The following is a 26,056-nucleotide window of genomic DNA, read 5'->3' on the forward strand; positions in this document are numbered from 1 at the left end:
AGTTTTCAGCTGCTTAATTGCGGCTGTGTTTTTTATTAAGGCTAGGAAAAGTATGCTATCTAAACTGGAAATGGTTGGTAACTGGTACATCAATGAACCAGCAAGAGGTTGGCAATTTGATGAAATAAAGTTTGATGAAGAAGCAAAACAAGCTTTTGAAACGATCGATCTAAACATTAAAATATATGACCACTCTGCACGGGTAGATGTTAGATCTAACCACTCCTACATTCCTACGCACTATTTTCTATATGCTTTGAAGTTACACCCATTAGTGACGTTAGTTAATAAGTATATCGAGGTATTCGACTCACTAAGAGTGCCTCTATCTCCTCAACAGATCAGGGACCTTATTCATAGTTCTTCACCGTCTAACCCTTTAACTGATAGCCTAGATACTTATAGTAAAGCGAACTTTTTTGATGTTTTTAGAGATAAGACTAAAAGGCTGAAGGGAAAAGATATTATTAATGGTACTGGGACAAATACGACGCTTCGTGGTAGCGATGATTTTGTAAAGTCTATCATTTTAAAGGCTTTGCCTGTCCCAGACGTTAGCTCTGATATGCTAGGGCAGCTAATTTACGGCTTTTCTCAATCACCAGCAGCATTCGATATGCTCTTTAATAAGTACTTTCCTAGTATTCCGTACTTATTTCAAGATGAATTAGGAGATGAACTCTTATTTAAGATTTTATCTACATTAGGGTGGGAAGGTAAGCTGGATTCATTGTTTCAAGGTGCGTCAACAGAAGAAACGATTGATTGGGGCACGATTAGTAATGCTTTCCTATTAAAGGCAGCCAATGTTGTAGGCAATAACAACTATTTGGAAACGCCAATCCATTATTCAGAAGCATTAGGCAAGTATGTCTTCGTCAAAAAGGGGTTACTGGATCTCCCTCAAAATATGGAGGCTGTTTCCATACTGATTTCAGGCCTTTGGCCACGTACAAAAATTTGCCGTGAAAACTCGGTATTTCTATTGAGATCATCTATCCGCTCAGATAAGCGGGAGGCAACGCTCAAAGTCGGAGCTAATAAAATATTTTATGGTGCGCCAGGTACTGGCAAGAGTCATAAGATCCATACCGTAGAATTCACAGGAGTTAAAAAGGTTGTAACTGTTTTTCACCCAGACACACAATACAACGACTTTATCGGTGCATTAAAACCGATGATGAAGACAGATGCAGCCGGCAACTCAACTGTTACTTATCAGTTCCGTCCTGGTCCATTTACTAATGCGCTTGTTAAAGCTAAAAAGTCTCCAAGTACGCACGTCTGTTTAGTTATCGAAGAAATAAACCGAGCACCAGCTGCCGCGGTGTTCGGTGAGCTATTTCAATTACTGGATAGGAATACCACAGGGGAAAGCACCTACAAAATTGATGCTGCAGACCCTGATATGCTCCTGTATATCAATGAACAACTTCGCTCGTCAGGAGTAACAGAGTTACAGCAGCTAGAAATACCATCTAATCTCTCTATCCTAGCAACAATGAACAGCAGTGATCAGGCCGTAATGCCCTTAGATACCGCGTTTAAACGTCGCTGGGGCTTTGAGTATTTAGAAATTGATTTCAGCAACTCAGCAGTACCTCAAACCGAAATTGAAGTTGCTACAGGTAACGGGAAATATGCTATTAAGTGGCCTGACCTAGCCAAAGCAATTAACGATGTGTTGATGGAAACAGGCATTGCTGAAGATCGGCTCATTGGCCCATTTTTCCTCAACCCGAAAGAGCTTAGTGATTCTAGCGCTGCAAAAGACGCGCTAAACGGCAAACTATTTGTGTACCTTTGGGATGACGTGTTGCGTCATATCGGCCAGCATAAAGTATTTAGCTCTTCTTACAAAACGTTTGGGGGGCTATCAGCGGCTTTCAATAGTGGTCTGCCAGTATTCAGTGCCGCAATCGACAGGGTTATTGAAGATAAGGGGGTAGCCGCCGAGGTGCCAGAGGCAGCGCAAGATGCGGACGAGTAATATTCTTTATTTGTCTGATCGACTATTGGTCAATGATCAGACTATTCCGGAATCTTTGCTCAGAGAAATGCGCAGTCTAGGCCTTGTTGCTCCGGATATGATGAAGATACACTTCTGTGGCATTATTTCTTATTGTGATGGCCTAGCTGTTTTTTTGCCGAGAAATCATGAGGCAGGAACAGCAGAACAAGCTTCGGCGGCTCATCTTCTGCTTCAAGCTCTCTTAAAATACTATCAAAGCAAAGATAGTGGCATTTATGCGCAAGAAAGCGGTGAGGAAGTCATTGGCGGTAGAGCTTTCTCGTTAGCAGTCTCGTTGCTTAATGATTATCGTGCGAACAGCTTATATGTTCGTCGAGTCAAAGAGCGTTTAACCAATAATGGCAAGGTGAATTGGCCCAGAACTATTGCTCGCAGTACGGCTTATCCGACTAAAAGTGGCCCTATGTATTTCGATTTGTCGACATCTCGTTCACGGTATATATCAAATTGTGAAACAGCCAAGATCCATGCTCAAGTAATCAAAGAACTATTCAACGATTATGGAATGCTATGGTTGGGTCTGCCTAGCTTTTTTGATGAGCGTCTCGAGTTAATGCCAAAACCATCAGGCTGTGTCAATGTACAAATAGCGTATTTACAACGAGAGCTACAAGTGAGTTACTCAGAGCGAGATATGTTCTTAATTAAAGGCCTGATTCAATACTTGCGTATCAAGAAGGGCATCAACACTAATAACGTACTCTTTGGTGTTCGTAAGTTTCATAACCTTTGGGAGTCGATGCTTGATGCATGCTTGATTGGTAAATATGCCATAAATAGTAAACTGCCAGTCCCTGTGTACCAAACAGCAAATGATGACTTCATCCCTGTCGCTCAAAAAAGACAAAGAACCGATACCGTGTTAAAGCACCCAAGTGAGCGCCGTTTTGCTGTGGTAGATGCAAAATATTACGAAGCGCGCTCTGCGAGAACGGCCCCAGGGTGGTCAGATTTAGTAAAACAGTTTTTTTACCAAAAAGCAGTTCGAGATATCGAAGGAGGAAACACGCCTGTATCCAATCACTTTATCTTTCCAGGGAGCCTACCTAATCTGAAAGCGGCCCATGTTGCTAAGAGCGGTGTTACGATTGAATCTCAAGAGGACTGTTTAGAGGACTATTCTGCTATCTATTGCCATTATCAGCCGCCAATAACTTTACTTAGTGCTTATGTCAATAATGAAAAACTATCGACGTTGACAGATACTATTTGGATTCATAATAAAAGAGCCACGTAATGTGGCTCTTTAGTCTAACTGCTAGAGTTAGCTCTGCTTTATTTGGATATTTACAATAGCATACTCTTTTCAACAAGTATGCCAAATTCAGAGTTTAGTTATGCTCCTTATCCTAAGGAGCATGTAGTAATTGATTACTTGAGATATAAAACATCAAGTAGGCAACTAGGCAGTTGCCAGAACAGCATCAGCATAGATTAATTTAGCGGCGCGTTTGATTGCTCTTTTAGCTCTGAATCTAAGTGCAGTAGCTGCATTTTGAATAGGTCCGTACCGAGCTTGATATCCCACCTTACTTCCATAAAGTTTAGTAATTCTAAACCCCTTGAAAGGATAGCTTCTGGTGTCCATTCTTTGAATTGAGCAAGTTCATTTTCTGAAGCAGAGCCATTATAGTAACCAACGCCGTTGCCATTATTCTTTTTCAAATCAAAGCCATCGTTTTGCAAACTAGAATTTTTAGAACGACTTAATGGCACTAGATTCCCTAATGAATTAGCGACCATAATGGTTTGTTGTTCATTCAGGTCTGGGAAGCGCGTTACCCAGTATTCTTCATTTGCTGTCTGAGGATAGATATGCTCAATAGTAATCGTATCTCTTTTTGATGCTTTTAAGTCTGACCAATGGAGTTTGTTTACAAATTGTTTACCTCGCTTAGTTAGCCATTGATCGTATTCATACAAGAAGTAACGAAGCCCGTCCCAGCGGAAGAACCCTTGTTGCCCTAGTTCATATTTTTCAGCTATGTAGCTATGGAATCGGCTAGGCTCATAGTAATAATCAACCCATTCATTGATACTGTTTAGAACGATTTCGATGGATGTGTTTCCTTTAAGTAGATCTCTAGCCATACCAAAGAACTCGGAGTCACCTGTATTTGCACGGCGATGACATAATGAAAATAAAGTGAAATTGTAACGATCTGCCGCTGAGAGTAATTTATTAATACTATTTAGAGGCTGCCTCGAAACATAAGCAGCAAGAAGAAGCGGTTTAAACGCACGAAAACTAGAACGTTGTAGGCGGTCAAGTAGGCACTTGTTGTTTTCGTCGTTATAATTCGGCAAATAGAAATAAGGATTATGAATATAGAACCAGTGCCTAATAGATTCTTGTAAGCTCTCTACGTAATCACTGATTTCATCAATGCTGATTTGCTGTATAGGCTTTGACGGATGAGTAACATTCTTAGCGGTAAATTTTTCATTGAGCAGGTAGTTGATGTAATCATCACCCTTGTTCCGAGTATACTTAAAGTACATCGTCCAGTGGTTCCGTAAAAAAATGTTTTCATCTAGTGGGTTGTCTGCATTCTTACCAAGGTATTCATACATTGTTTTCCAAGCACTGTTAATTTTGCTTCGTAGCACCTCTCTCCCGTCATGCCCATGAAATAGGGTTGATAAATATATTAGGCGGTTCTTAAGTAACTCTAAGCTAGTTAATGGCTTACCTCGGTTATTCATTGTTTCGAAGGTGACGAATACATCAATTTCGTCATCAATTTCATATAGATTAAATTTCAAGCATTGTGTCAATTTTTTGAAAACAGCCGCGATTTCTTGATGATCTAGCTTTGCTAAACATTCTTTAAAGTATGTTTTGGCATTTAATAAGTTTTGAGTGTAAAGGGTCTCTTGAAATTGGTTGCTATGAGAGTGCTCACCAAAGATACTCGTTTTTAAGAACTCATCACTTGGATTATCTTTTTCATAACCGAACACAAAGCTTTCTCGTTGTCCATCGTCCGCCTTACAAAGTACATAACGTTGGCGAACATTAGGTATTGATTGATAGTTTAGTTGTGTCTGTCCATCTATGGATTCAATGATCGCCTGGATTAGGATCATTGAAGTAGTCAGCCTTTGCTGGCCATCTACAACGTAAAAAGGACGGTAACCCATTCCATCAATTATCCACTCATCTTGTTCCCATTTACGCCATAATTTTGATGGTACAGGTTCAAGAGTTATGACTCCAGTGTAGTGGACTCGGTCGATATCGAGTTGGATAATGTCTTCCCAAAAGTCGATAAGTTGATGATTTGACCATGCATAGCCACGTTGGTAGTCGGGGATACGTAAGATGCGTCTTTCACAGATGTCGCTTAGGCTTTGTAATTTCATTGTTTATATTCGTACACTAAAGTTGATATGTGAATTATTTCACACTGATGATGTTTTTGTTGTAAGCTGCTGTTTTAAATGATTTATTTTCTAAAGTCTGGGCAGGTACACTTATACCAAGGTGTCATACCCTACACTTTATAGGGTATGGCATTCTATATAAAGTAATTATTCGATATAAGAAATGAATTTATAGATGATTATGGAATAGAGGGGATTGTTGGGGGGAATGCCCACTAAGTATATGACAGGAGAAAATCGTAACTTTTAGACGTAGTTCTCTCTATTTTTTGCCGTTAGTCTCGCCGATTTCTCTGTCGTATATTCGCATTTCGTCAGAATTCTCGTTAACCTGTAGAGAGACAAATTTACGGCACTATTATGACAACAACCTCTTCTTTCTACAGAAAAAACGCCCAGTCTTTATCTGAACAATACAATGTATTGGACTTCGACAAAGTACACAGCGCCTGGAAGCCATATTGGCCCTTGGCTGGGGATGTTGTACTAGACGTCGGAGCAGGGTCTGGACGAGATGCTAAATGGATGATGGAGCAGGGTGCAGAGGTCTTTGCTCTTGAGCCATGTAAAGAGCTTCTCGCAATCGGTAAAGCATTCAGTGGCCCAAAAGTGACCTGGATTGAGGATGAGCTACCAAGTTTAAATCAAATACAGAGCCTCGGGATTCGTTTTAATGTCATTTTAGTGAGCGCGGTTTGGATGCACATTGCGCCAAGTGCACGAAGCCGTGCGTTTCGTAAGTTATCGAATTTGCTTGCACCAAATGGGAAGCTTGTCATTAGTTTGCGGCATGGTGGGTTTGATGATGGGCGAGTGAGCTACCCGGTGTCGGTAACAGAGCTTGAGCAACTTGCACAAGACACAGCCTTATTAGCCAGACAGGTTCAAGAATCGGAAGATTCACTGAAACGGACAAACGTGAGTTGGCAAACCGCCGTTTTCTCGTTGCCTGATGATGGTTCTGGTGACCTAAATAAAGTGCGCCACATTATCGTCAATGACAACAAAAGCGCGACCTACAAACTGGGTTTACTCAGAGTATTATTGCGAATCGCCGATGCACACCCAGGATGTGTCTCTGATAAATCGGGTGGTGAAGTGGAAATCCCGCTTGGTTTGGTGGCGTTATATTGGGTTAAGGCGTACAAGCGGTTGTTAGATTATGGACATTTGCAACAAAACACCAATAGCAACACGGGACTGGGCTTTGTCAGTGATGACGGTTGGCAGCTCATCAAGCATATCTCAGCTGATGACTTATCGGTGGGAAGTTGGTTTACTGGAAGTGAAGCGTTAGCAATACAGAAAACGCTCCAAGCAACAATCACTACAATGAAAACAGGGCCCATAAAGCATATTTATACAGGCTCGACGGCTAAAAAAGTTCATGAGTTTTCAACTCTTCCTGCAAAGAAGCGTCGCCACAACAGCGATAGCATCTATCTTGATACTGATTTCTTCAACAGCTTTGGTTCCTTTGTATTAAATGAGAGTTTGTGGGAGTGTTTTCGGATCTACAACTCCTGGATAGAGCCGTTGGTTGTTAACCAGTGGGTGAGGCTTATGCAAAGCTTTGATCTCAACCAGGCCAATAACATTTCACTACAAACATATCACGATTGCCTTATTTGGCTCGAGAAAGATCACGATACATCCCAAGTGAGAAAGCGAGTGAAACAACTGCAAATGAATGGACAGCGCCTGACTAGTGTTTGGAGTACTCGTCAGTTAGACAAGACCTTTCATGTCGATCATTGCTTGCCATTCACCTATTGGCCCAATAATGACATGTGGAATCTTTTACCGACGACAAAAAATGAGAACCTAAATAAAAGCGATAAATTACCCAGCAAAATGCGCTTGAAGCAATCTAAACAACGTATCGTTAACTGGTGGGAACTTGCATGGGGTGCGCAAGAACACGAGAAGCAACGCTTCTTTACTGAAGCCTCTCTGTCTTTGCCAAATATCCCGCTTCAATGCCTTGATTTTGAGGAAGTCTTTGAGGCTATGGGGCTACAGATTCGCGGAGTTAAAAGCCGTCTACTTATCAACGAATGGCAATAACTTTTTACGTATACCAAACATATCTTCCTTTCTAATTTGGTGTGCTGAAGTTTGTCTGCGAGAACATTAGTTTTTCGAGTCTTGACTATAGTTATTGATATCGTGTTTCAATATCGCTAGGGACTCTATCATGCTCCTTCTCTCGCTTTTGTTCATTGCTGTTGTAGGCTTTTTAGCCCAAACCACAGGGCTTTGCATGGTGCGAGGCGTTAAAGAAGCCACAAACGGTAAGCCAATATTCTTAATTTCAATCCTCTTGAGTGGGTCCTTTGTTTGGCTGGCAATAGGTGCGGCGTACTTACTTGGGCAGCCTGTTCGGTTAGACAGTTATTTTCCTACTTTGCTGTCCGCGGTTGGAGGACTTATTTTTGGCTTAGGCGCAGCTTTTAATGGCGGGTGTGGCGTATCAACAATAAGCCGCTTTGCTCGTGGGCAAATAATGATGATTGCCACCATGATTGGGTGGATGGTGTCATGGTTGCTGTTCGCCGAGTGGTTTAGCGGTGATGTTGGCGAACAATATACCCTTTCATTTACTCTGCACATGGGAGTGCTATTCAGCCTTTCTGTCATTCTGCTTGCTGTGGCGTTTAAGAGTGAAGCCAAAATACGCAAGTTGTGGTTGTCGATGCTGGGCATTGGGGTGATGGCCGGGTTGGTGTTTATTTATGAGCCGCACTGGACCCCCAGCGGGCTATTAAAATCCATGGGACTATCGGTATGGAACGGTCATGAGGCAAGTTGGCCGCGAGTAGAGCGTTTTTATCTGTTTTTGTTCCTTGTGCTAGGAATGGTAATAGCTGCGGTGGTAACCAAGTCATTTGAGCTAAAATTTGTAACGCCAAAGCGGCTATCGAAACATTTTATCGCAGGGATCTTAATGGGAGTTGGTGCCGTGATGGCTGGCGGTGGAAATGATACGCAGTTGTTAGTGGCGCTACCGGCATTGTCTGCAGCCGGAATAGCGACGGTGGTGAGCATAGTGATGGGCATTTACGTTGGATTAGCCATAATATCCAAACGAAGAACTGCGTCGCTCATCGATAAATAGATAACGCGTTCTAACTAAATAGTGCCTTAACAGTAATGTTTCCAATTCTCTCGTTGTCGTTGAGCCAATAATCGTTGCACCATAACGATTTATTGTGCAAAATACACTCAAATACAGTACGGCATACCATTAGATTTTAATCGCGTTAGTCGATCATTAATGATTGGATTGCTTACTGATAACGAATGAAATGTACGTCACGATGGAGAAAAACAGTAATGACGATGACCGAACTCTTTAATTTCTTGAATGCCCCTCTTCATAACAGTCGTTGGTCTTGGGGCGCGGTTAACCCTTTTAACAAGGACATTGTTCTACGAGTATGGGCGGATGAGCGCAGAGAAATAGGGGGCAACAAGCATTGCTATTTCATTAGCGGAAAGTTGCGTTGGACGGATGAAGAAGGCAACGAGCAGGTGTGGGACTCAAATGATGAGCCTGATCGTTTAGGACAAAAAGAGCGAGATCTTCAAGTGGGAGGCTTTGATGGGTCTCAACGTATTATCTTGGTCGTTTGTCATGCTGAAGATGTTAATGCCTCACCAAGAGCCATTAAAGAGTTTAATCAGAAAACGATTTTAGTAGCAAAAGAGGTGGTTGAATATGAGGGAGGGCTTTATGCAAAGGCAACAGAAAGGTTACCTGTCATGACGTATCGACAGGCTGCAACCATGTCACCTGAAGAATGTGCTAGTTAGATTGTGGTTCGAGAGTTTGGATGTAAAAAAACATAATGAAAAACAAACGGCATAAGCTCGTTATGGTTGGGCTTTTGATGACCCCACTTGTGCACGCAGGGACCAAATGTAAGACGGTAGACTTGGGAGAGTCTTATCGAACCACTTGCCATCCAACACAAATAGGTAAGTGGCATGATAAGACGACAACAACGGTTCCTAAAACAACCGCAAAATGTAAAACCGTGTCCGTGCGAGGGCATGATGAGAATGGAAAACCTTACTTAGAGAAAGTGCGAGTATGCGAGTAATGGGCATTCATCGCTATCAAGATGTCATCAGATATGGATGCTTACTCTTCTTCTTCATCATCATTTATTCGATTCCCACAGCCTAAGCAATTAGGGTCAAGATCGGTTGGCATCATGATAATTAGCCCGCAGTGAGGGCATAAGTCACCTTGTGTGAACATTTGAAATCCTTATTTTAAGCCAATGACCAAATATTTAGCATGTCATACTGTATATTTATAGAGAGTTGTTGTCTATCGCTAAATCAATACTTGGAACGCAAGAGTGATTGATTCTGTGTTGAAATAGAAATAAATGGAAGTGGGTTTCAATCGTTCATTGTTATAACTGGTTGTTCATAGTGGATCAGTCAGTTTACTTTGCCACCTTACGATGAGCTCAATACACTCATCTACCTCAACGTGGTTCTTGAGATGCATGTTTGAAGCACGATAATTTGCGTTCTTGGCCTCAATGATTAACTACTCCTAATCACGGTAATTTAAATCGTTGGCGGCTTACTCACTTATTCTTAAACTCCGCTTCACGTTAAATAATCAGATACTGCAAACTAGCAAAAGTTACAAGCTACAGCTGTTGAGGTGACTTGCCCCTATGATGAACAGTAATTACCAAACTGATAGTTATATTATTATCTTATAAAGAGACCGAGGTTGATATAATGCGCGCTGTTTAGTGTTGTAATTAAATAGCGTATTTTTATTTCGTCGGTATTCGTTTTAATTAGATTAAAGCTGTTTAACTTCAAAGTTGTTATTTATTATCCCTTGCGAAATAAATCCAATGTGACGTAAATCACCACATTGGATTTATGATGGTCATACTATGTATACATCATGTATACAACGCAAAAACATAGAGGGACTGTTGTTTAGCATGATTACGATTAACTAACATCAGGACGTTATCTTATGCTAGATCTCATACAAAGTTTTTTGGACTTAGGATCCATTGTTGTTCTACCCATACTTATATTTGTCTTTGCCGTAGCCCTTGGTACGCCTATATCAAAGGCCATAAAATCAGGCTTAACCGTGGGTATCGGTTTTATTGGTCTGAATTTGGTTATCGGACTATTAGGAAGCAGTTTAGGCCCTGCCGCTCAGCAAATGGTTGAGCATTTAGGCCTCAACTTGAACATCATCGACGTAGGCTGGCCTGCTGCAGCTGCCATTAGTTATGGTACTGCTCTCGGGGGCTTATCAATCCCCATCGCCATTGGAATAAACATCGTACTCATCTTCTTTGGTTTAACGAGAACGATGAACGTCGATTTGTGGAATATATGGCATGCCGCGTTTATTTCCTCCTTGGTTTATATCATTACCGGTGACTTTGCTATTAGTATTGCGGCAACCGTTTCCTATGTATTAATGATACTTCTGTTTGGTGACATACTCGGTGGCACGATTAATCGCTACTATAAGTTTCCAAATATTACCTTTCCTCATGGTACCGCTATTCCTGGGTATATATTTGCGTTGCCATTTAATTGGCTCTTTGACCGAATTCCAGTGGTTAAAGATTGGAAAGGAGACCCTGAAACGATTCAAGAAAAACTCGGTATTTTTGGTGACAGTACGGTCATGGGCGTATTAATCGGTCTTGGAATTGGTCTGTTGGCACAATATGAAATAAAAGAATTGCTTCAGTTGAGCGTGACGACGGGCGCGGTAATGATGCTGATGCCAAGAATGGTGGCGCTGTTGATGGAAGGGTTAACCCCTATTTCTCAAGCAGCCAATGCATTCATTAAGAAAAAATTCCCAGATAGAGAGCTTTATATCGGAATGGATGCAGCCTTGAGTGTTGGTGACCCAGCGGTGTTGTCATCGTCACTTATCTTGGTTCCAATCACCATTGCACTGGCGGTTGTTCTGCCTTTCAACAACACATTACCGTTTGGTGATTTGGCAACCATCCCCTTTGTCGTATGTCTGATGGCCGCTGTGTTCAATGGCAATATTATTAGAACCATTATCGCAGGCACATTCTATATGGCGACGATTCTGTGCATCACCACTTGGGTTGCTCCATTGGTGACAGAGGCCGCCATCGCATCGAATTTTGACCTACAAGGCAATACGACCATAACAGCATTAGCTGAAGGCGGCTTATGGACTACTGGCCTTTATGTGTTAGTCACTAAGCTCCTAAATTGGACTGGCATCATCGCGATTGGTGGTGTGTGTTTAGCCGGTCTGTTTTATGTAAATAAAGTTAAAGGAAAGTCTGGAAAGACGCCGTCTGTTAAGGAGAGTAAAGCATGAGTAAGAATTTAATGGTTATGTGCGGTACCGGAATCGCGACTTCAACTCTAGTGACGACAACCGTAAAAGAATGGCTGTCGGACAATAATCTTTCTAATCAGGTCAATATGTATCAGGGCAAAATTGCAGATGAAATCGGCAGACTCGAAGAATTTGACATCATCATCAGTACGACCGCGGTACCCGACCGCTTCAATGATCGGTGTTTGATGAGCTTACCTTTATTGCAAGGTATGGGTGTTGAAGAGTTTTACGGCAAACTGGAACAGATGATAAGGAGTTAAAACCATGCTTGTATCAACAAATAAAATGTTGATGGATGCACGTGAAGGGGGCTATGCCGTCCCCTCCACAAACTTCATTGACTATGAAATGGCCAAAACATTTGTAGAAATTGCTGAACAGAAACAGATGCCGTTAATTCTTTCTTTTGCTGAGTGTCACATGGACCTCCTCTCATTAGAAGAAGCCGCGAATATCGCAACATTCCTTGCATCAAAAGCAAGCGTCGATATAGCACTTCACCTCGATCATGGAATGAACTTTGATGTGATAAAAAAGGCCATCGAATGCGGATTCACATCCGTCATGGTCGACGCATCCGATGAGAAATTTGACCGTAATGTGGCGCTGACAAAGCAAGTCGTGGAATACGCGCATCAGCACAACGTACCCGTAGAGGCAGAAATTGGCCATGTGGGCGCGGGAGAGAATTTTGAAGATCATGAACACAACGACTCAGTTTATACTGATGTTCGAGAAGCGGTGAGTTTCGCTGATCTCACTGGTGCTGATTCGTTAGCGATTTCTATTGGGACCGCTCATGGCACCTATTCGGGTACACCGAAAATAAGTTTCGAACGATTAAAGGAAATACGAGGTTCGGTAGGTATTCCTCTCGTGCTGCATGGTGGCTCTTCTACAGGTGATGAAAACCTCTCTACTTGCGCGTCTCTTGGTATATCGAAAATCAATATTTTTACCGACTTTGTCATCGCGGCGCAAAATGCTGCCAATGAAGAACATTACCCCGATTATTTGTCGATGAAGAGAGCGATTAACGAGCGTGTTGGAGAAACACTCTCTCATTATTACTCGGTATATGGGACGAAGACACATGACTGAAATAAGAGCACCATTTTTTACGGTAAACCCTAAATCGTATTTATACGGTGACAAACTTCTTACTATGGCGAAGAAGGCCGACGAACTTGCGATTCAATACGATCTGGATATTTTTTTTACAGCTCAACATGTTGACTTGCGAATGATCAAAGAGAATACGTCCCGTCTTATTGTCACCGCTCAACATATGGATCCTATCGCGGTTGGTCGAGGGATGGGACACATACTTCCTAATGCTTTACTCGACGCGGGTGTTGGCGCTGTCTTTTTGAATCATGCAGAAAGGCCTTTAACGCTTGCTGAGCTTGTCGCAACCATAAAGCGTACTAAGGAATTAGGTCTGTTCTCTATCGTTTGTGCCGACTCGCTAGAAGATGCACAAGCAATCGCGATGCTTCACCCAGATATCATGGTGTGTGAGCCGACTGAGCTTATTGGAACGGGACAAACGGCGAGCAAAGAGTACATTCTTTCCACTCAGGGGGCGATCGCAGAGATATCACCCAAAACACTGGGGCTACAAGCCGCTGGGATATCTTCACCGCAAGATGTGGAATATGTCATCAAAAACGGAGCACATGGTACTGGCGCAACAAGTGGTATTTTTGCTTCCGAAGATCCAATGCAGACGATGGTCTCGATGATCGAAGCTGTGGCCAAAGGAAGGAGTTTAGTCTCATGAATTTCTACAATAGAACCGTTTCTTTAGACACCGTTGTGGGTCGGGTTTCTTATCACAATGTCACGAATGAAGTGAAAAGCATTGTTCGAGAAAGCGGTATCGCTGATGGCATTTGTGTTATTCAAACGGCGCACACCACCTGCTCAGTGATATTCGAAGAATATGTCCATGATACCGATTTTAACGGAGACGAGTTTTTGCAGGTAGATCTGAATAAGATCCTCGACAAGGTGGTACCTCGAGAATTAACAGAGAACACAAATTATCGTTACCCTGGAGACAAGCACTTAGATTTCTTAATGTCGCTTGATGATCCGAACTATCCTGCGGATCCAGGCACGATTTTAAACGGTGATGCGCATATACGAGCAAGTTTTTTTGGGCCTAGTAAGACATTCATCTTAAAAGGGAATGAGCTGAACCTAGGGAGTGTCGGGTACGTTTATTTTGTCGACTTCGATCAAAACAGAGAACGGACCCGGAAATTCGATGTCATGGTGATGGGGCAATAGATGAACAATAACAACTTGTTTAAAAAGGAATTGTTGGTGTCTTCTTTAAATGCCTCTACCAGTGAAGAAGCACTTCGACAATTAGCCAACGTTCTTACTGAGCATGGGTACGTAAAAGCGTCGTTCTCGGATGCCATTGTCGCTAGAGAAGGTATTTTTCCGACAGGGCTAGGGGGATTAGCTATCCCTCATACCGACCGTGAACACACGATTACGGATGCCATTGCGGTGGCGGTTTTATCTCACCCCGTTGAATTTGTAATGATGGGATCAGAAGATGAGGTGTGCCTGGTGAGTGTCATATTTATGCTAGCGATGTCTTCGAATGATGCACAGATAGAGACACTACAAACCATCATGGGTTATGCGCAATCACGAGAGGCGTTAGAGGCGTTAACAAGGAGCGCCGACGTTGATGAGATGTATCAGGTACTTTCGGAGGGGTTAGTGTATGAAGACTGACGAAGTTATCGTGAAAGATGTCGCCGGTTTGCATGCGAGACCAGCGTCGCTATTGGTTAAGTCTGCAAAAAAATTCGATGCCGACGTTTTCCTTGAATATGACAACAAAAAGGCGAACGCGAAGTCAATTATGGCGTTGATGAAGCTGGGTGTAAAAGGGGGAGGGAAAGTAACAATCTGGGCCGACGGGGCAGATGAAGATGTCGCCGTAAGTGAAATTGTGAAGTCGATTAGTAGCAACTTTAAGTAAGTATGAGTGCACAACCTCCCGTTATGGAGATTGTGCACTATTGATTACAGATTACAGATTACAGGTATGGACTCACGCTTATAGCTCGCCAAATAGTCGGTAGTAACATGCTGCCAAATGGAATTTTAGGTGGTGAGCTGCTTTTTCTTGGTCTTCGTTGCAAATATCTTCGAGAAGGGCGATCACTTCTTCGACTGATTTTTTCTTAACTTGGTCAATAAGCTCAACTTTAATGAGATTGGCTTTGTTATGTAAGACGTTAATGTGTTCAGCCAGGAGTTTGTTATTTGATTTCGAATTTAGCTCTTGATAGAAGTCATTCATTATTTGAGGCATGTGCTCATAATCACCGTTTGAGGTAACGTGCTCACACTGCTCTTTTATCTGAGCGATTTTTTCTCGATCAATTTCAGACCAAGCGAGTTCTAGTAACAATGACTCGAGGCTCATGCGGACTTGAAAGATTTCACGTGCTTGATCAACGGTTATTTTACAAACAACCTTACCGCCGTTTTCTAGGACTTCTACCCAGCCTTCAACAATTAATCGTGCTATGGCTTCCCTTACAGGAGTACGACTGGTGTCCAATAACTCAGTAAGGTCGTTTTCGACGACAGCATCTTTGATTTCATTCGTTTGAATCATATTAAGTATGGATTCATAAGCACGTTGGCTTGCTTTCATGTAACACCCCAAAATTCTAATTAGGACCTTTATAACACAAGATTAACCATTAATAAGTTCGTGTATCTTGAGTGGGCGTGATGCCAGTAACAATGAGTTATGTCCTTTCAACATTATATCTCGAACGGATTATCGAGTAACTGAATAATTGTACAGATACATCATTAAGGTGGCTCATCAGGGAGATCAACCAATGAACGTAATAGTTACCCCCATCGCGTTGGCGAAAGCAATCAAGAAGCACACGAGTACGCACATCAAATCCCATTACAAAGATGAAATTGATAAATATGACGTCGCCATGGGGACACTATTTCAGAAAATGGGATTGCTTGGAAGTGAGGCTCAGTATGAGGCAAAGCCTGAGTTAGCTAAAGTGTTTGAGCGACACGCTACAGCGCTTTTAAAACCCGAGAATCAAGCGGCTATCAAGGAGAATATCAGACGCAATGTTTACAGTGCTGACACCGTTGTCGATGAACTCGTACATTCCTTCGTTGATGTTATACAGCAGCTCAACGTCGCCGATTATTCAAACGAGGCGTTGCGATTCGAAAGTATGAGGAAAGACCTGCTCAAGAGGTTGCTTGGCTCTGAGTTCAGCCCACAACACCGAGACAGTAATAGTGACGCTGGGGATAGCTCAACACTAGACGTCACCCAATTACTAGAACGAGTCAACAACAGTACTATATTGGCAGAATACTATCGCGGCCTAGATGCTCGAACGACGGATAACATTGAAATCGATTTGGTCTTTTCACTGGAAAACAAGCAAAGATCTATGGTTCCTGCGAACATACTCATCAGCAGTTCGAAACTTAACCTTAATGATAAACAGGCTCTGAGCGCGCTTGATAATATTGATATGAAGGCCATTCGTCTCGATATCGATTACCGCGAAGCAGAGTTAGAGCCAATGGAGATTGCTGAAGAATTGAGAGTTGCCGCCTCGCTTTTGAAATCCCAAACTAATGTTCGTCAGGTGAGGGGGATACTTAATCTCGAACAAGTTAAGTCGATTTCACCCCTACGTTGTAGCGATTTGGATACCTTTAATAGAGCCGAGGATTTATCGGTTGGTGTGCAAGTTAACGCAAAAACATTGCCATTTGATCCGTCTGTTCTCCCCACTGTCGACTTTGTCGTACTCGAGGGAATGGACAAGCTACTTGACTGGGAGTTTTCATCCCTACAAACATTCTATCAATGCGTCCAGTCGATGATTAAGAGCGGAAAATCGGTAAGCGCTAAAATAACGAGCCAGGTAGATAAGCGATTAATTGTACTTGCCGTAGGTATGGGAATTCGAGGGTTTTATATCAATGAATCGAGTGGGGCTCGCTTTAAGTCGGTGATTCGTTACTTATCCTACGCTGAAATGGAGGCGCTTACGTTAGCGTATTTAGCCGTAACGAATGAAGCGGATGCGAGAGACATATTTAGACGTAATCGCTTTCTTGAATCCATCGTGAGTGATTAATGTTGAGGCGATCAGATTGTCGACGGTAGCCGATGAGTCGAAAACCTTAATGCCAAAGGCCATCCACCCATTTCGGCCATCATTCACGATTATGACTTATTAAGCTCCATCGCAAGATGGAGCCTTTTTGATTAACGTCTACGCCAACAGCAGTGGTTTTTTGGTTGGTGAATGGGACCAACAATCATCATTAAAAGATGCCACTTAATCCGCGTTAGGCGCGATCACGGTTTGTGTACCAAACATAATCGCTTTCCCTCCATGCTGCTTGGTATGCGACTCAGCCTCTTCTAAGTTTGAGTACCAAAGAATGGGATAGCCGATGTTTTTAAGTTCTAGCCTCTCTCTTTATTACCGAATACTTTAAGTTGCGTATAGCTTGTTGGGCTGGTGGTGATGTTGTGTATTGTTATAGGCGTTTATATAAAGTCAAAATTTAAGAAATGCCTTAGTAAACAGCAATATCGTCATTTCAACCGTAAGCTCTAATAATTGTAACTAATTGCTTGTAAGTGCAACTAGTTGTGTAGTAATTTCCAACTTGGACAATCATAAATAAATGGAATGTTTAAGTTGGCTAAAAATATACAGCAAAAATCAAAAGTCGCCTCGAAGGTTTGGAGTGGGGTAAAAGTTTTCTTTAAGTGGTTCTGGTTAATAACGATGTTTCTGTTAGGTATTACTAGTTTTGTCGCGATGCCATTTGGAATCTTTGAATACTCATTTTCACTATCTGAACTAGATATAATAGAAACTCTATTTTGCGTGTTCTTGTTGGTTTTTATATATCAATATATAAAGCTTTGTCGTCAAATCGATGCGCCTTTAGTGCGTAAAGTTATAACACCATGGGTTCATCAAGCCCACCTGTTATTAATCTCGTTTTTACTAACCTTGGCGAGTATGAAGTTATTTAATTTGGAGTGGATTGACTTAGATCGAATGCCCTTGCTTAACTTGTTCGGGTATTTTTTGATGGCTGCAACATTAGGGTATAGCTTTTACAGAGTTAGAACACTTGCTACCCAGCACAAAAGCAATATGGAGACAGTCTGCGTTGAAGGAGTAACAGAATGAAACGGATTTATTGTTTAGCAAGTATTCTTTTACTGTTCACTCAGCAGGCCTATGCACTAACCCATTCGGATGCGAAGCCTGGTAGTACAGAGTTTCTTATTTCTGCTTGCCATGAATATACGGAATTGTACAAGAAAAAAGATGAACCTCGTTTTGGTGCTTTTGTTACCACATCCAAAGAAGAGAGCTTTCGTGCTGGTTACTGCCTTGGAGCTATCATGAATGCTAGTAACATTTGTGGTTATTCGACCTCAGTATATTGGTCCGCGGAACGAATTGCGTCTGTGAGTAATGCTCGAGCCTACTCTGAGGCAAAGTTACTGGATAGAGTAGTATGCCGTTAGTTACCACGAATCAGGCAGTAAAAGACTTGTTTGGGGTTGAGGGTAGTGAGCCTTTACGCTCTAAAGCAAATAGTTATTTGCGCAATGGTGTGATCCCTAAAAACTCAGTCGTCACTGAAGGATTTAGCGATGACAGTATGGGTAAACGTGGGAAAAAGCTACTCAAATCTAATGCGGTTACTTGTTTATTTAACGCGTTAGTTTTGGACGCTTTTTTTGATGATCCTAAATTGGTTAAAGCCATCTTTGAAAGCAAAACAACCAGAGCGGTGAATGTCGCTTTGTGTGAAGAAGTATTATTGAATGCCCAGTCCGTAACGTCGATTACCCATCTATCGGAAGTAGCTCATCAATTTCTTAATCAATTGAAAGATGAGTCATTTGATTTGCAGAAGGCCCGTTTAGTCTGTCCTTTCACTTCCCATCGTTTGCCGCAAATGGATATGGAGTTACTAAATACAGGCTTACTTTATGAGATGCTCCGGTCACAACGTCTTTCATTGTCACTGAAAGAGGAGATCATACTCAGTTGGTTAGAGCAGGATTTGTCGACTGCTGTTAGGCTCTCGGAACACGTCGATTTAGTGCTAGTGGAAAATGATGCGATGTTAAAGGACATTATTTTCAGGGCCAGCAAAGAGTTGCAAGAAGCGCAAAGTTTTAATGCCTTATTAAATTGCCTACCTGACTAAAAAAGCTTTTTTGTGCAGTGCACAAATTAACACTACTCCTATCAATCAAAGGAGTAGTGTTATGAATTCAGTTAATCAATTAGTCATCAATTACCACATCACTGAAAAGTGCAATTACGATTGCCATTACTGTTATGCCAAATGGGCGAAACCCAATGAACTTCATCGCAATGTTGATGAAATGAAGCGAGTTCTAGACAAACTAGCGAAGTATTTTTTGTCCCCTAATCCTATTCAAAAACAGCTTGGCTACCAAAGTGTCAGGTTAAACTTTGCCGGCGGAGAACCGTTGCTTCTTAAGCAAAGATTTATTGAAGCGATAGACTATGCTATTGAGCTTGGGTTTACGACCTCGCTCATAACTAATGGTCATTTAATCACTGAACAGTTTATCGTCGAACATAGCCATAAACTTCATTTATTGGGCATTAGTTATGACTCTGGCTATTTTGATAAGCAGCAGCAAATAGGAAGAATCACCTCTTCTGGAAAGGTGCTGTCTGAAAGGTGCTTAAAAACGATGTTCCAACAGGTTAAGGAACACGCTCCAATGACGCAGTTGAAAATAAACACTGTTGTGAATCAATATAACACCGACGAAAACTTCACTGAGTTAATGAGTGAGCTTAAACCAAGCAAGTGGAAAGTGTTACGTGTTCTACCTGTATTTGATTCAATCCAAACTATTAGTAATCAGCAGTTTGAGCGCTTTGTTGAGCGTCACCAATCGGTGTCGCATTTAATGTCAGTCGAGAATAATGACTCAATGACGAATTCTTATTTGATGCTTAGCCCTGATGGTTCTTTTTTTCAGAACGGGAATAAAGATCAAGGCTACTTTAAGAGCCGTCCCTTACTTACTACGCCAATAGATGTTGCGTTAAGAGAGACAGGTTTCGATCCTAGTAAATTCGCTCTTCGTTATTAAAGGGGAGTATGTGAAATGAACTGTCAAAAAGTAGCTACAAGAAATGGCGTTAATATTGAAGTAATGATAGCAAAAGCTCCTGTTCGAATTGTGAATAAAGCTAAGAGACTAATTGTTAAGTTGGTGGAGAAAGATATTACGAGGGGGATGCGGCCAAAGCTCCTTAGACGGAAGAAAAAATGGTTGAGCTACCGAGTAAATCACAAGTATCGAATATTGGTCTTGCGAAATCGCTGTAATGCAGGTCCATATTATTGTTTCAGCCATGCAGAGTTTGATCATTGGGTCAGCCAGTATTAGTTAAAAAAGACCTAATTATGTTTAGAAAGGAAATTAATGAGTATGGGAATCAAATGAATAAATTTATTGTATATGAAGGGCTAGATGCTAGTGGGAAAACAACGTTAAGCTCGCTCTACGCAAAAGAGAATAATTCTGTAGTACATTCGGCAATAGTTAGCGAGGCTCAGGATCTAAGAAAGATTATTGATTCTAAAGAATCCAAAGAGAGCGCACTGTTGTTTTTTTTGTTAAACAATTTTTTGAAAAGTGAAGAAGCGTCGGCAGTGCTTGAGTCCGAACATTTTATTTTGGATAGATATATATTCTCAACGTTGGCTTACCAGACAATCATGCTTGGTGAAGACAGAGTTAAGGCTATGTTTGATGCAGTCAACATTGGAAATGAAATTTTACTTCCTGATCTTATTGTCTTTGTTAAGGCTGATGCTGAAACTATAAATCGTAGGATAGACGGTAGAGGTGGTGAGCTGCAGTGGTATGGTGATGAGTTAACCCAAAAACATTGCGTATATACTGCATACAAGAAGATTTTTACATGGTTTGATATTCCCATTGTAGAGATTGACACATCGGATAAGTTGGGACTATCTGTTCAGGAAAATTATCAATTCATGAAGGAGCAGATTCAAAGAGCTTTTGTTAGAAAGAGATAAAAATAGTTAGCAGAGATAAGCCGCTTTACTCACGTACGAGTGATCATAGCGGCAACGATGTCGGTTTGGCTGGTGGCGATCTTGTGTATTGTAAAACCTCAAGCTAAACCATCGTGCTGTCTTTTTAGTTGATACACGCAAAAAAGCGCCCAATGGGCGCTTTTGATTACTCATATTAGCAACGGTTGCTGACTTACTTCGTCGCTTTTGTTGCTTTAGCTTTCACAGACTTCGCTGCTTTCACGTAGCTCGGTGTCTTTGCAACACGGCGCTTAGTAGCTGCTTTTTTTGCAGCTGGCTTTGCTGTTTTCTTTTCAATTTCCGCTTTTGCTTTTTTGAAACGCTCTGGAAGAATTTGCGTAGCAAATACATCTTCAACTGTTTCAGCGCGTTTGATTAGCTCAGCTTCGCCATCTTTAACCAATACGGTTGCTGGGCGTGGTAGTGAGTTAAACTGGCTTGCCTGAGACTCAGCGTAGTGACCCACATCCATGATGGCCAATACATCGTTTGGTACCAGCTTCGGCATAACCGCACCACTTTCCCAGATTGATGGGATACAGATTGGGCCTGAAACCTCAGTTTTACGAGCCACAAGTGGTTGTGTCATCTTGTTAGCAGGAAGTACTGGGTTCTTGGATTCTTGAGACTCAACAAGCGTTGCTAGGTAAGTCGATGCATCAACCATGGTGTAGCTGTAGTCCATCTCTTGGTCATCTTTAACAACGTATACTGATGTTAGAAGTGTACCGATGTTACCCGCAATGTAGCGACCTGGTTCTAACCACAATTGTGGGACTTCGAAACCTTCTTTGTTGAATTCTTCAAGCATACCGTTACAGACGATTTTCGCGTAGTCTTCGATAGTGTTGGAGTTCATCATGTGCTCTTTGCTACGACATTCTGGCTCACGCTCACGTGGCCAACCGCCGCCTAGGTCAACTTGGAAAGGTTGAACACCACATTCACGAGAGATCTCGATAACATTACGTGCGTATTCGCGGTAAAGCGCATCCCAACCTTCAGGCTGTTTAGAGAAACGACCTAGGTGAGTGTGGAAACCGTAGAACTCAAACACATCAATTTCTTTTACGCGGTTAATGATTTTCTTTGCTTCTTCTTTTAGAAGACCAAATTTGATCCACTTCATCGCGCCAATGAAGTTAGGGAATGGGTAAGCGTCAGGTTCGAAATCGTTAAAGAAATCTTCTGGGATGACTTTTAGACGAACCGCGATGCGTACTTTTTCCGTTGGCTTCACTTCACGAGCGATGCGCTCAACGATTTCAATTTCTTCATAAGAATCTAAGTGAACCGCGTAGCCGTATTCAATCGCTTTACGAATAGCAAGCTCAGGTTTAACCGTGCCGTTAAGCGCGATGGTTTTTGGGTCAGCGCCCGCATAATGCGTCGCTTCAACTTCACCAGGACCGAAACAGTCACCGCCAACGCCTTCTTCGTTACAAATGGCACGAACCGCAAAGTTAGTGTTTGATTTGATAGCAAACATTACGTTGACCGGCTTAGGCCAGTAGTTGCCGAATGCACTTTTAACACGGCGAAGGTTGTTACGCAGTGTATCTTCGCTCAATACAAATAGTGGGCTACCGTATTGCTCGATAAGGTCCGATGCTTTGCAGCCGCCGATCAACAGATCGTCGCCTTCCGTTGTGAGCTCGTCAGTTGGAGTAAGAATATTCTCAAGGCGCTCAGCGTAGTTTTGGTTCGCTTTGTGTTCGGCTAGAAGCTGCTGCTGCGTCTCTAAAATAGTGCTCAGTTGCTTTACAGATTCTTCTAAAAGCGCATGATTTTTCATATTCGTTCCTCACGAGGTCGTTTAAATGTCTAGGTGTACTCAATGAGCGCTACTTTATCTTGAGGCTAAAAATTCAACACGTCACTCAGGGTCAATTAATCTTACACCTAACGTTAACGTTATGAATTATTGAGCTTTAATAGAAATAACCATGAGCCAATCATTGCGACGATTTTGAGAGAGACTGAGATTTGTCGATTATTTATGTCACCAACGGCGAGCTTGAAACAGCCTCTGTATGGATAGGGACGCCGGTAACGTGCTGATATTTAGTAAGACTGAGTATGAGATGAAGGGTCGTCAAGTCGCAGACGTTGCAAAATTAGGGTGATGAGTCAAATAAGCTGACGCCCAGTGACAGTGTTTTACTGAATAATCAGGATAGATTGTAGCCGTTTTAAGTGAGGCTCTAACCCAATCACTTGAGCCCTAACAAATTAAGTCGAAGAGAGACGAGACGATGTCAGCCTCTTCACTGTACCCAATTTTACGAGGTAATTATCATGTCTTTTGATATCAACAACGCTAAAGGTGTATTCGCGACAGTGGACGCTGCGATTGAAGCTACTCACAAAGCTCAACTTGAGTTTTATGTGAACTCTACTAAAGAAGATCGCGAAGTCATTATTGCTGCCATTCGTGGGGCAGTATTAGCGCGTGCAGAAGACTTCGCTAAAATGGTTCGTGAAGAGACAAAACTTGGCCGTGTCGAAGACAAAATTGCTAAGCACCACCTAACTGCAATGAAAACGCCAGGTACGGAAATACTGGATACGGAAGTGTGGTCAGGTGACAACGGTATCTCTCTAGGCGAACGTGCACCGTATGGTGTGATTGGCGCAGTGACGCCTGTGACCAACCCAACGGAAACGATCGTGAACAATGCGATCTCTATGTTAGCTGGTGGTAACGCGGTGACATTTAACGTTCATCCTTCCTCTAAAGTAGTGTCTGCGGTCATGATTGACATGCTTAACAGCGCAATTGTTGAAGCAGGCGGGCCAGAGAACCTCATTACGATGGTGAAAGAGCCAACGCTTGAAACATTAAACGAAATCGCCAATTCACCCCTGATCAACATGCTAGTCGGCACCGGTGGCCCTGGTCTTGTTAAGGCGATTCTGCAATCTGGAAAGAAAGGTATTGGTGCTGGCGCAGGCAACCCTCCTGTTATTGTCGATGCTTCTGCTAACTTAGACCTAGCGGCGGCTGGCGTATATGGTGGCGCTTCATTTGACAATAACTTACTGTGTATTGGTGAGAAACAAGTTTTCGTTGAAGAAGAAGTGGCAGACGCATTTCTTGATAAGCTAGAAGCGGTTGGTGCTTACGTGCTATCAGCAGAAGAAGCGGAGCAGCTAACGGAACAAATTCTAACGTTGGATGAATTCGAAGGCGCTAAACCTTGTACTGCACATGAAATTGCACGTGTTTGGCATCCGGTTAAGCAACACGTTGGTCAAGACGCGGGTGACATCCTGAAGTCAATTGGGGTTAAGTCTGATACCCGTCTGGCGGTCATGCTAGTAGAAAATGATCACCCATTGGTTCATGTAGAACAAATGATGCCTGTGCTTCCCGTGGTTATCTGTAAAGATATCGATGAAGCGATTGAGCGCGCGGTGGCGGCTGAACGTGGTAATAAGCATTCTTCTTGTATCTACTCGGGCGATATCGAGAACGTAACCAAATTTGGTCGTGCAATTAACACAACGATTTTTGCTCACAATGGTCCAACATTGTCTGGTGTGGGTTACAACGCAGAAGGAACGTCAACATTTACGATTGCTGGCCCAACCGGAGAAGGCATCACTAACGCGCTTTCTTACACGCGTGCGCGTCGTTTTGCGATTGCTCAAGGCGGTCTGCGTATCGTTTAATCGGGTCATTTACTTTCTTTAAAAAGACGCCCTAGGGCGTCTTTTTTTATATCCTAACCACGTATAGCGACCATAAGAATCGTGAAAAATGGATTGGCTATAATTGTTTTAATATCTCGTTTGCAACGATAGCATTAGCGGCGGTTGTTGGATGAAGCTCATCGAAATACAAATACTCTGTTGTCATTAGGCATTCTTCGGTTGGTTGTGAAACCGGAAAGGTAGACAAGGTATAATTACAAGCATCAGAAATATTGGTGAAGCCATAAGCATTAGGGTTATCAGAAACCGTGTTTACGATGCCAATTATGTCGATATGATGAATAATTGAGGCTGGGTATTTATTTTTCAAATCGGAAATATGACGGGAAACCAGTTCATTATAAGTCGTAGATAAGTTTTTAACGGTAAATGGAAGTGCCCATACTTGCCATTTTTTTAACAAGTCCTCCACGGTAGCCGCCATGTTTGCCGTAATAAGATGGTTCTCTGGTGTATCGGCAATATTAGGTGCACCTACTATTACAATATTCGTCACACCAGAAAGGAGTAATTGCTCTACACTGTTTTTGGTTGACGTCGCTGAGTCAAAAATATATTGATAAGCTTCAACTCTATCAGTGGGAAGTGTTCCTGAATATATGCCATTGGTTATTATCTCTCGAGCATTTCTTATATCATTACCGCCAGTCGACAAAAAGTACAGCGCCGTGCCATCGGCTACCCCGTTTGTGTTTTGAAGGTAAGCATTGATTTGCGTCGGGAGATTGATGTCAGGGGTGAGTGGGGAGCCATCATCGTCCAATGATTTCGCACCAGCAACAGCGAAGTTATTTCCTGAAATATGGCCAGTTAAGTGCAGCGATGGTTTGAGAGGCTCGATGTCATTATCAAGGATCTCACTGGCTACATACTCGGCAATGACCGGACCATTCGAAAACCGTGAACCGTAAGTTTGTCCTTCGGCAGGCCCTCCAGCAAAGTCCATAGCATGAAGGTTACCGACATCGGACAGGCTATCTCCGAAAACATAAACATCAGAATAGGTTTCTACCGCGTAAGCATTGAGACCTATTGTTAATAGGCTTGTGGTTATGATGGATCTTATAGATGCAGCTCTTATAAACGTAGCTCTCATAAATATAGTTCTTATAAACATAGCTTTTTCTCGTGTGTCGTTTATTTCTAGTGTGTAATTAAGAGAAAGCAGGCTTTTATAGCGATCTGCTTTGCAGGTTCTCGTACTTTTCACAAAAATATCGCACAAAAAATCTATAGGGACTACAAGCAATACAAATAGGTTTATTGTCGTGGCGTCAACATCTCATTATTAGTGAGTGATAGAATTGTCACTTGCAGTGCGGTCATTA

The 26,056-nt window shown here is 42.2% G+C and carries 23 protein-coding genes; 19 read left to right on the plus strand and 4 right to left on the minus strand.

The genetic code is table 11. The features are described 5' to 3' along the window. The first annotated feature begins 52 nt into the window (after nucleotides 1-52). Both AB4405_RS11655 and AB4405_RS11660 read left to right on the plus strand, forming a co-directional pair. Nucleotides 53-1,990, plus strand: a complete 1,938-nt coding sequence (locus tag AB4405_RS11655) for an McrB family protein (RefSeq protein ID WP_372060885.1) — start codon at nucleotides 53-55, stop codon at nucleotides 1,988-1,990. Then, nucleotides 1,977-3,269 (plus strand): LlaJI family restriction endonuclease, encoded by a 1,293-nt coding sequence (locus tag AB4405_RS11660; RefSeq protein ID WP_372060886.1) that lies wholly within the window; start codon nucleotides 1,977-1,979, stop codon nucleotides 3,267-3,269. Before AB4405_RS11655 ends, AB4405_RS11660 begins: the two co-directional genes overlap by 14 nt. A gap of 197 nt (nucleotides 3,270-3,466) precedes the next feature. Here the strand turns inward: AB4405_RS11660 and AB4405_RS11665 are convergent, their stop codons facing one another. Beyond that, on the minus strand, nucleotides 3,467-5,398 hold the full coding sequence (locus AB4405_RS11665; RefSeq protein WP_372060887.1) for a DUF262 domain-containing protein: 1,932 nt from the start codon (nucleotides 5,396-5,398) through the stop codon (nucleotides 3,467-3,469). A 381-nt stretch (nucleotides 5,399-5,779) separates the two neighbouring features. Here AB4405_RS11665 and AB4405_RS11670 point away from each other — a divergent pair, with 381 nt between their 5' ends. From AB4405_RS11670 to AB4405_RS11720, 11 genes are all read left to right on the plus strand, one after another. Continuing rightward, complete coding sequence (locus AB4405_RS11670; protein WP_372060889.1) at nucleotides 5,780-7,486, plus strand: methyltransferase domain-containing protein; 1,707 nt, start codon at nucleotides 5,780-5,782, stop codon at nucleotides 7,484-7,486. Nucleotides 7,487-7,616: 130 nt separating this feature from the next. After that, nucleotides 7,617-8,537, plus strand: a complete 921-nt coding sequence (locus tag AB4405_RS11675; protein WP_372060890.1) for a YeeE/YedE thiosulfate transporter family protein — start codon at nucleotides 7,617-7,619, stop codon at nucleotides 8,535-8,537. Between the two features lie 218 nt (nucleotides 8,538-8,755). After that, complete coding sequence (locus AB4405_RS11680; protein WP_372060891.1) at nucleotides 8,756-9,235, plus strand: hypothetical protein; 480 nt, start codon at nucleotides 8,756-8,758, stop codon at nucleotides 9,233-9,235. Between the two features lie 35 nt (nucleotides 9,236-9,270). Beyond that, nucleotides 9,271-9,525, plus strand: coding sequence for a hypothetical protein (locus AB4405_RS11685; RefSeq protein ID WP_372060892.1), 255 nt, complete (start codon nucleotides 9,271-9,273; stop codon nucleotides 9,523-9,525). A 911-nt stretch (nucleotides 9,526-10,436) separates the two neighbouring features. Further along, nucleotides 10,437-11,795 carry a PTS galactitol transporter subunit IIC gene (locus AB4405_RS11690; RefSeq protein ID WP_372060894.1) on the plus strand — a complete coding sequence of 453 codons (1,359 nt, stop codon included), beginning with the start codon at nucleotides 10,437-10,439 and terminating at the stop codon, nucleotides 11,793-11,795. Continuing rightward, a complete protein-coding gene (locus AB4405_RS11695; RefSeq protein WP_102471441.1) occupies nucleotides 11,792-12,079 on the plus strand; it encodes a PTS sugar transporter subunit IIB in 288 nt (95 codons plus the stop codon). Before AB4405_RS11690 ends, AB4405_RS11695 begins: the two co-directional genes overlap by 4 nt. A 4-nt stretch (nucleotides 12,080-12,083) precedes the next feature. Continuing rightward, nucleotides 12,084-12,920, plus strand: coding sequence for a ketose-bisphosphate aldolase (locus tag AB4405_RS11700; protein ID WP_372060895.1), 837 nt, complete (start codon nucleotides 12,084-12,086; stop codon nucleotides 12,918-12,920). Further along, nucleotides 12,913-13,602: a triose-phosphate isomerase gene (locus AB4405_RS11705; RefSeq protein WP_372060897.1), complete on the plus strand. Its 690-nt coding sequence runs from the start codon at nucleotides 12,913-12,915 to the stop codon at nucleotides 13,600-13,602. Before AB4405_RS11700 ends, AB4405_RS11705 begins: the two co-directional genes overlap by 8 nt. Beyond that, complete coding sequence (locus tag AB4405_RS11710; protein ID WP_372060898.1) at nucleotides 13,599-14,114, plus strand: YjbQ family protein; 516 nt, start codon at nucleotides 13,599-13,601, stop codon at nucleotides 14,112-14,114. Before AB4405_RS11705 ends, AB4405_RS11710 begins: the two co-directional genes overlap by 4 nt. Further along, complete coding sequence (locus AB4405_RS11715) at nucleotides 14,115-14,576, plus strand: PTS sugar transporter subunit IIA (RefSeq protein ID WP_372060899.1); 462 nt, start codon at nucleotides 14,115-14,117, stop codon at nucleotides 14,574-14,576. Beyond that, a complete protein-coding gene (locus tag AB4405_RS11720) occupies nucleotides 14,566-14,826 on the plus strand; it encodes an HPr family phosphocarrier protein (RefSeq protein ID WP_102471446.1) in 261 nt (86 codons plus the stop codon). The genes AB4405_RS11715 and AB4405_RS11720 overlap by 11 nt, the downstream gene beginning before the upstream one ends. 78 nt (nucleotides 14,827-14,904) lie before the next feature. Here AB4405_RS11720 and AB4405_RS11725 read toward each other — a convergent pair whose 3' ends face one another. Next, complete coding sequence (locus AB4405_RS11725; protein ID WP_372060900.1) at nucleotides 14,905-15,510, minus strand: GntR family transcriptional regulator; 606 nt, start codon at nucleotides 15,508-15,510, stop codon at nucleotides 14,905-14,907. Between the two features lie 193 nt (nucleotides 15,511-15,703). Between AB4405_RS11725 and AB4405_RS11730 the strand changes: the two genes are divergently transcribed. From AB4405_RS11730 to AB4405_RS11750, 5 genes are all read left to right on the plus strand, one after another. Beyond that, nucleotides 15,704-16,993 (plus strand): phosphoenolpyruvate-utilizing N-terminal domain-containing protein, encoded by a 1,290-nt coding sequence (locus AB4405_RS11730; RefSeq protein ID WP_372060901.1) that lies wholly within the window; start codon nucleotides 15,704-15,706, stop codon nucleotides 16,991-16,993. 1,073 nt (nucleotides 16,994-18,066) lie between these two features. Continuing rightward, on the plus strand, nucleotides 18,067-18,414 hold the full coding sequence (locus AB4405_RS11735) for a hypothetical protein (protein ID WP_372060902.1): 348 nt from the start codon (nucleotides 18,067-18,069) through the stop codon (nucleotides 18,412-18,414). Then, nucleotides 18,405-19,106 (plus strand): hypothetical protein, encoded by a 702-nt coding sequence (locus AB4405_RS11740; protein WP_372060904.1) that lies wholly within the window; start codon nucleotides 18,405-18,407, stop codon nucleotides 19,104-19,106. The genes AB4405_RS11735 and AB4405_RS11740 overlap by 10 nt, the downstream gene beginning before the upstream one ends. 61 nt (nucleotides 19,107-19,167) lie before the next feature. Beyond that, nucleotides 19,168-20,034 (plus strand): viperin family antiviral radical SAM protein, encoded by an 867-nt coding sequence (locus AB4405_RS11745; protein WP_372060905.1) that lies wholly within the window; start codon nucleotides 19,168-19,170, stop codon nucleotides 20,032-20,034. Nucleotides 20,035-20,351: 317 nt separating this feature from the next. Beyond that, nucleotides 20,352-20,990 carry a deoxynucleoside kinase gene (locus tag AB4405_RS11750; RefSeq protein ID WP_372060906.1) on the plus strand — a complete coding sequence of 213 codons (639 nt, stop codon included), beginning with the start codon at nucleotides 20,352-20,354 and terminating at the stop codon, nucleotides 20,988-20,990. Between the two features lie 193 nt (nucleotides 20,991-21,183). Here AB4405_RS11750 and AB4405_RS11755 read toward each other — a convergent pair whose 3' ends face one another. Further along, nucleotides 21,184-22,806 (minus strand): diaminopimelate decarboxylase, encoded by a 1,623-nt coding sequence (locus AB4405_RS11755; protein ID WP_372060908.1) that lies wholly within the window; start codon nucleotides 22,804-22,806, stop codon nucleotides 21,184-21,186. A gap of 503 nt (nucleotides 22,807-23,309) precedes the next feature. On the opposite strand from AB4405_RS11755, the gene AB4405_RS11760 reads away from it, so the two are divergent. Next, nucleotides 23,310-24,686, plus strand: a complete 1,377-nt coding sequence (locus AB4405_RS11760; RefSeq protein ID WP_372060910.1) for an aldehyde dehydrogenase EutE — start codon at nucleotides 23,310-23,312, stop codon at nucleotides 24,684-24,686. A gap of 97 nt (nucleotides 24,687-24,783) precedes the next feature. Here AB4405_RS11760 and AB4405_RS11765 read toward each other — a convergent pair whose 3' ends face one another. Beyond that, complete coding sequence (locus AB4405_RS11765; protein WP_372060912.1) at nucleotides 24,784-25,824, minus strand: SGNH/GDSL hydrolase family protein; 1,041 nt, start codon at nucleotides 25,822-25,824, stop codon at nucleotides 24,784-24,786. Nucleotides 25,825-26,056 lie beyond the last annotated feature (232 nt).

This window comes from Vibrio sp. 10N.261.51.F12 (genome assembly GCF_041471725.1).
GTDB lineage: Bacteria > Pseudomonadota > Gammaproteobacteria > Enterobacterales > Vibrionaceae > Vibrio.

Bases quoted from the DNA above. Each gene is read 5' to 3' on its own strand.
- AB4405_RS11655 (WP_372060885.1), top strand. From the start codon at position 53: ATGCTATCTAAACTGGAAATGGTTGGTAACTGGTACATCAATGAACCA.
- AB4405_RS11660 (WP_372060886.1), top strand. From the start codon at position 1,977: ATGCGGACGAGTAATATTCTTTATTTGTCTGATCGACTATTGGTCAAT.
- AB4405_RS11665 (WP_372060887.1), bottom strand. From the start codon at position 5,398: ATGAAATTACAAAGCCTAAGCGACATCTGTGAAAGACGCATCTTACGT.
- AB4405_RS11670 (WP_372060889.1), top strand. From the start codon at position 5,780: ATGACAACAACCTCTTCTTTCTACAGAAAAAACGCCCAGTCTTTATCT.
- AB4405_RS11675 (WP_372060890.1), top strand. From the start codon at position 7,617: ATGCTCCTTCTCTCGCTTTTGTTCATTGCTGTTGTAGGCTTTTTAGCC.
- AB4405_RS11680 (WP_372060891.1), top strand. From the start codon at position 8,756: ATGACGATGACCGAACTCTTTAATTTCTTGAATGCCCCTCTTCATAAC.
- AB4405_RS11685 (WP_372060892.1), top strand. From the start codon at position 9,271: ATGAAAAACAAACGGCATAAGCTCGTTATGGTTGGGCTTTTGATGACC.
- AB4405_RS11690 (WP_372060894.1), top strand. From the start codon at position 10,437: ATGCTAGATCTCATACAAAGTTTTTTGGACTTAGGATCCATTGTTGTT.
- AB4405_RS11695 (WP_102471441.1), top strand. From the start codon at position 11,792: ATGAGTAAGAATTTAATGGTTATGTGCGGTACCGGAATCGCGACTTCA.
- AB4405_RS11700 (WP_372060895.1), top strand. From the start codon at position 12,084: ATGCTTGTATCAACAAATAAAATGTTGATGGATGCACGTGAAGGGGGC.
- AB4405_RS11705 (WP_372060897.1), top strand. From the start codon at position 12,913: ATGACTGAAATAAGAGCACCATTTTTTACGGTAAACCCTAAATCGTAT.
- AB4405_RS11710 (WP_372060898.1), top strand. From the start codon at position 13,599: ATGAATTTCTACAATAGAACCGTTTCTTTAGACACCGTTGTGGGTCGG.
- AB4405_RS11715 (WP_372060899.1), top strand. From the start codon at position 14,115: ATGAACAATAACAACTTGTTTAAAAAGGAATTGTTGGTGTCTTCTTTA.
- AB4405_RS11720 (WP_102471446.1), top strand. From the start codon at position 14,566: ATGAAGACTGACGAAGTTATCGTGAAAGATGTCGCCGGTTTGCATGCG.
- AB4405_RS11725 (WP_372060900.1), bottom strand. From the start codon at position 15,510: ATGAAAGCAAGCCAACGTGCTTATGAATCCATACTTAATATGATTCAA.
- AB4405_RS11730 (WP_372060901.1), top strand. From the start codon at position 15,704: ATGAACGTAATAGTTACCCCCATCGCGTTGGCGAAAGCAATCAAGAAG.
- AB4405_RS11735 (WP_372060902.1), top strand. From the start codon at position 18,067: ATGAAACGGATTTATTGTTTAGCAAGTATTCTTTTACTGTTCACTCAG.
- AB4405_RS11740 (WP_372060904.1), top strand. From the start codon at position 18,405: ATGCCGTTAGTTACCACGAATCAGGCAGTAAAAGACTTGTTTGGGGTT.
- AB4405_RS11745 (WP_372060905.1), top strand. From the start codon at position 19,168: ATGAATTCAGTTAATCAATTAGTCATCAATTACCACATCACTGAAAAG.
- AB4405_RS11750 (WP_372060906.1), top strand. From the start codon at position 20,352: ATGTTTAGAAAGGAAATTAATGAGTATGGGAATCAAATGAATAAATTT.
- AB4405_RS11755 (WP_372060908.1), bottom strand. From the start codon at position 22,806: ATGAAAAATCATGCGCTTTTAGAAGAATCTGTAAAGCAACTGAGCACT.
- AB4405_RS11760 (WP_372060910.1), top strand. From the start codon at position 23,310: ATGTCTTTTGATATCAACAACGCTAAAGGTGTATTCGCGACAGTGGAC.
- AB4405_RS11765 (WP_372060912.1), bottom strand. From the start codon at position 25,824: ATGAGAGCTACGTTTATAAGAGCTGCATCTATAAGATCCATCATAACC.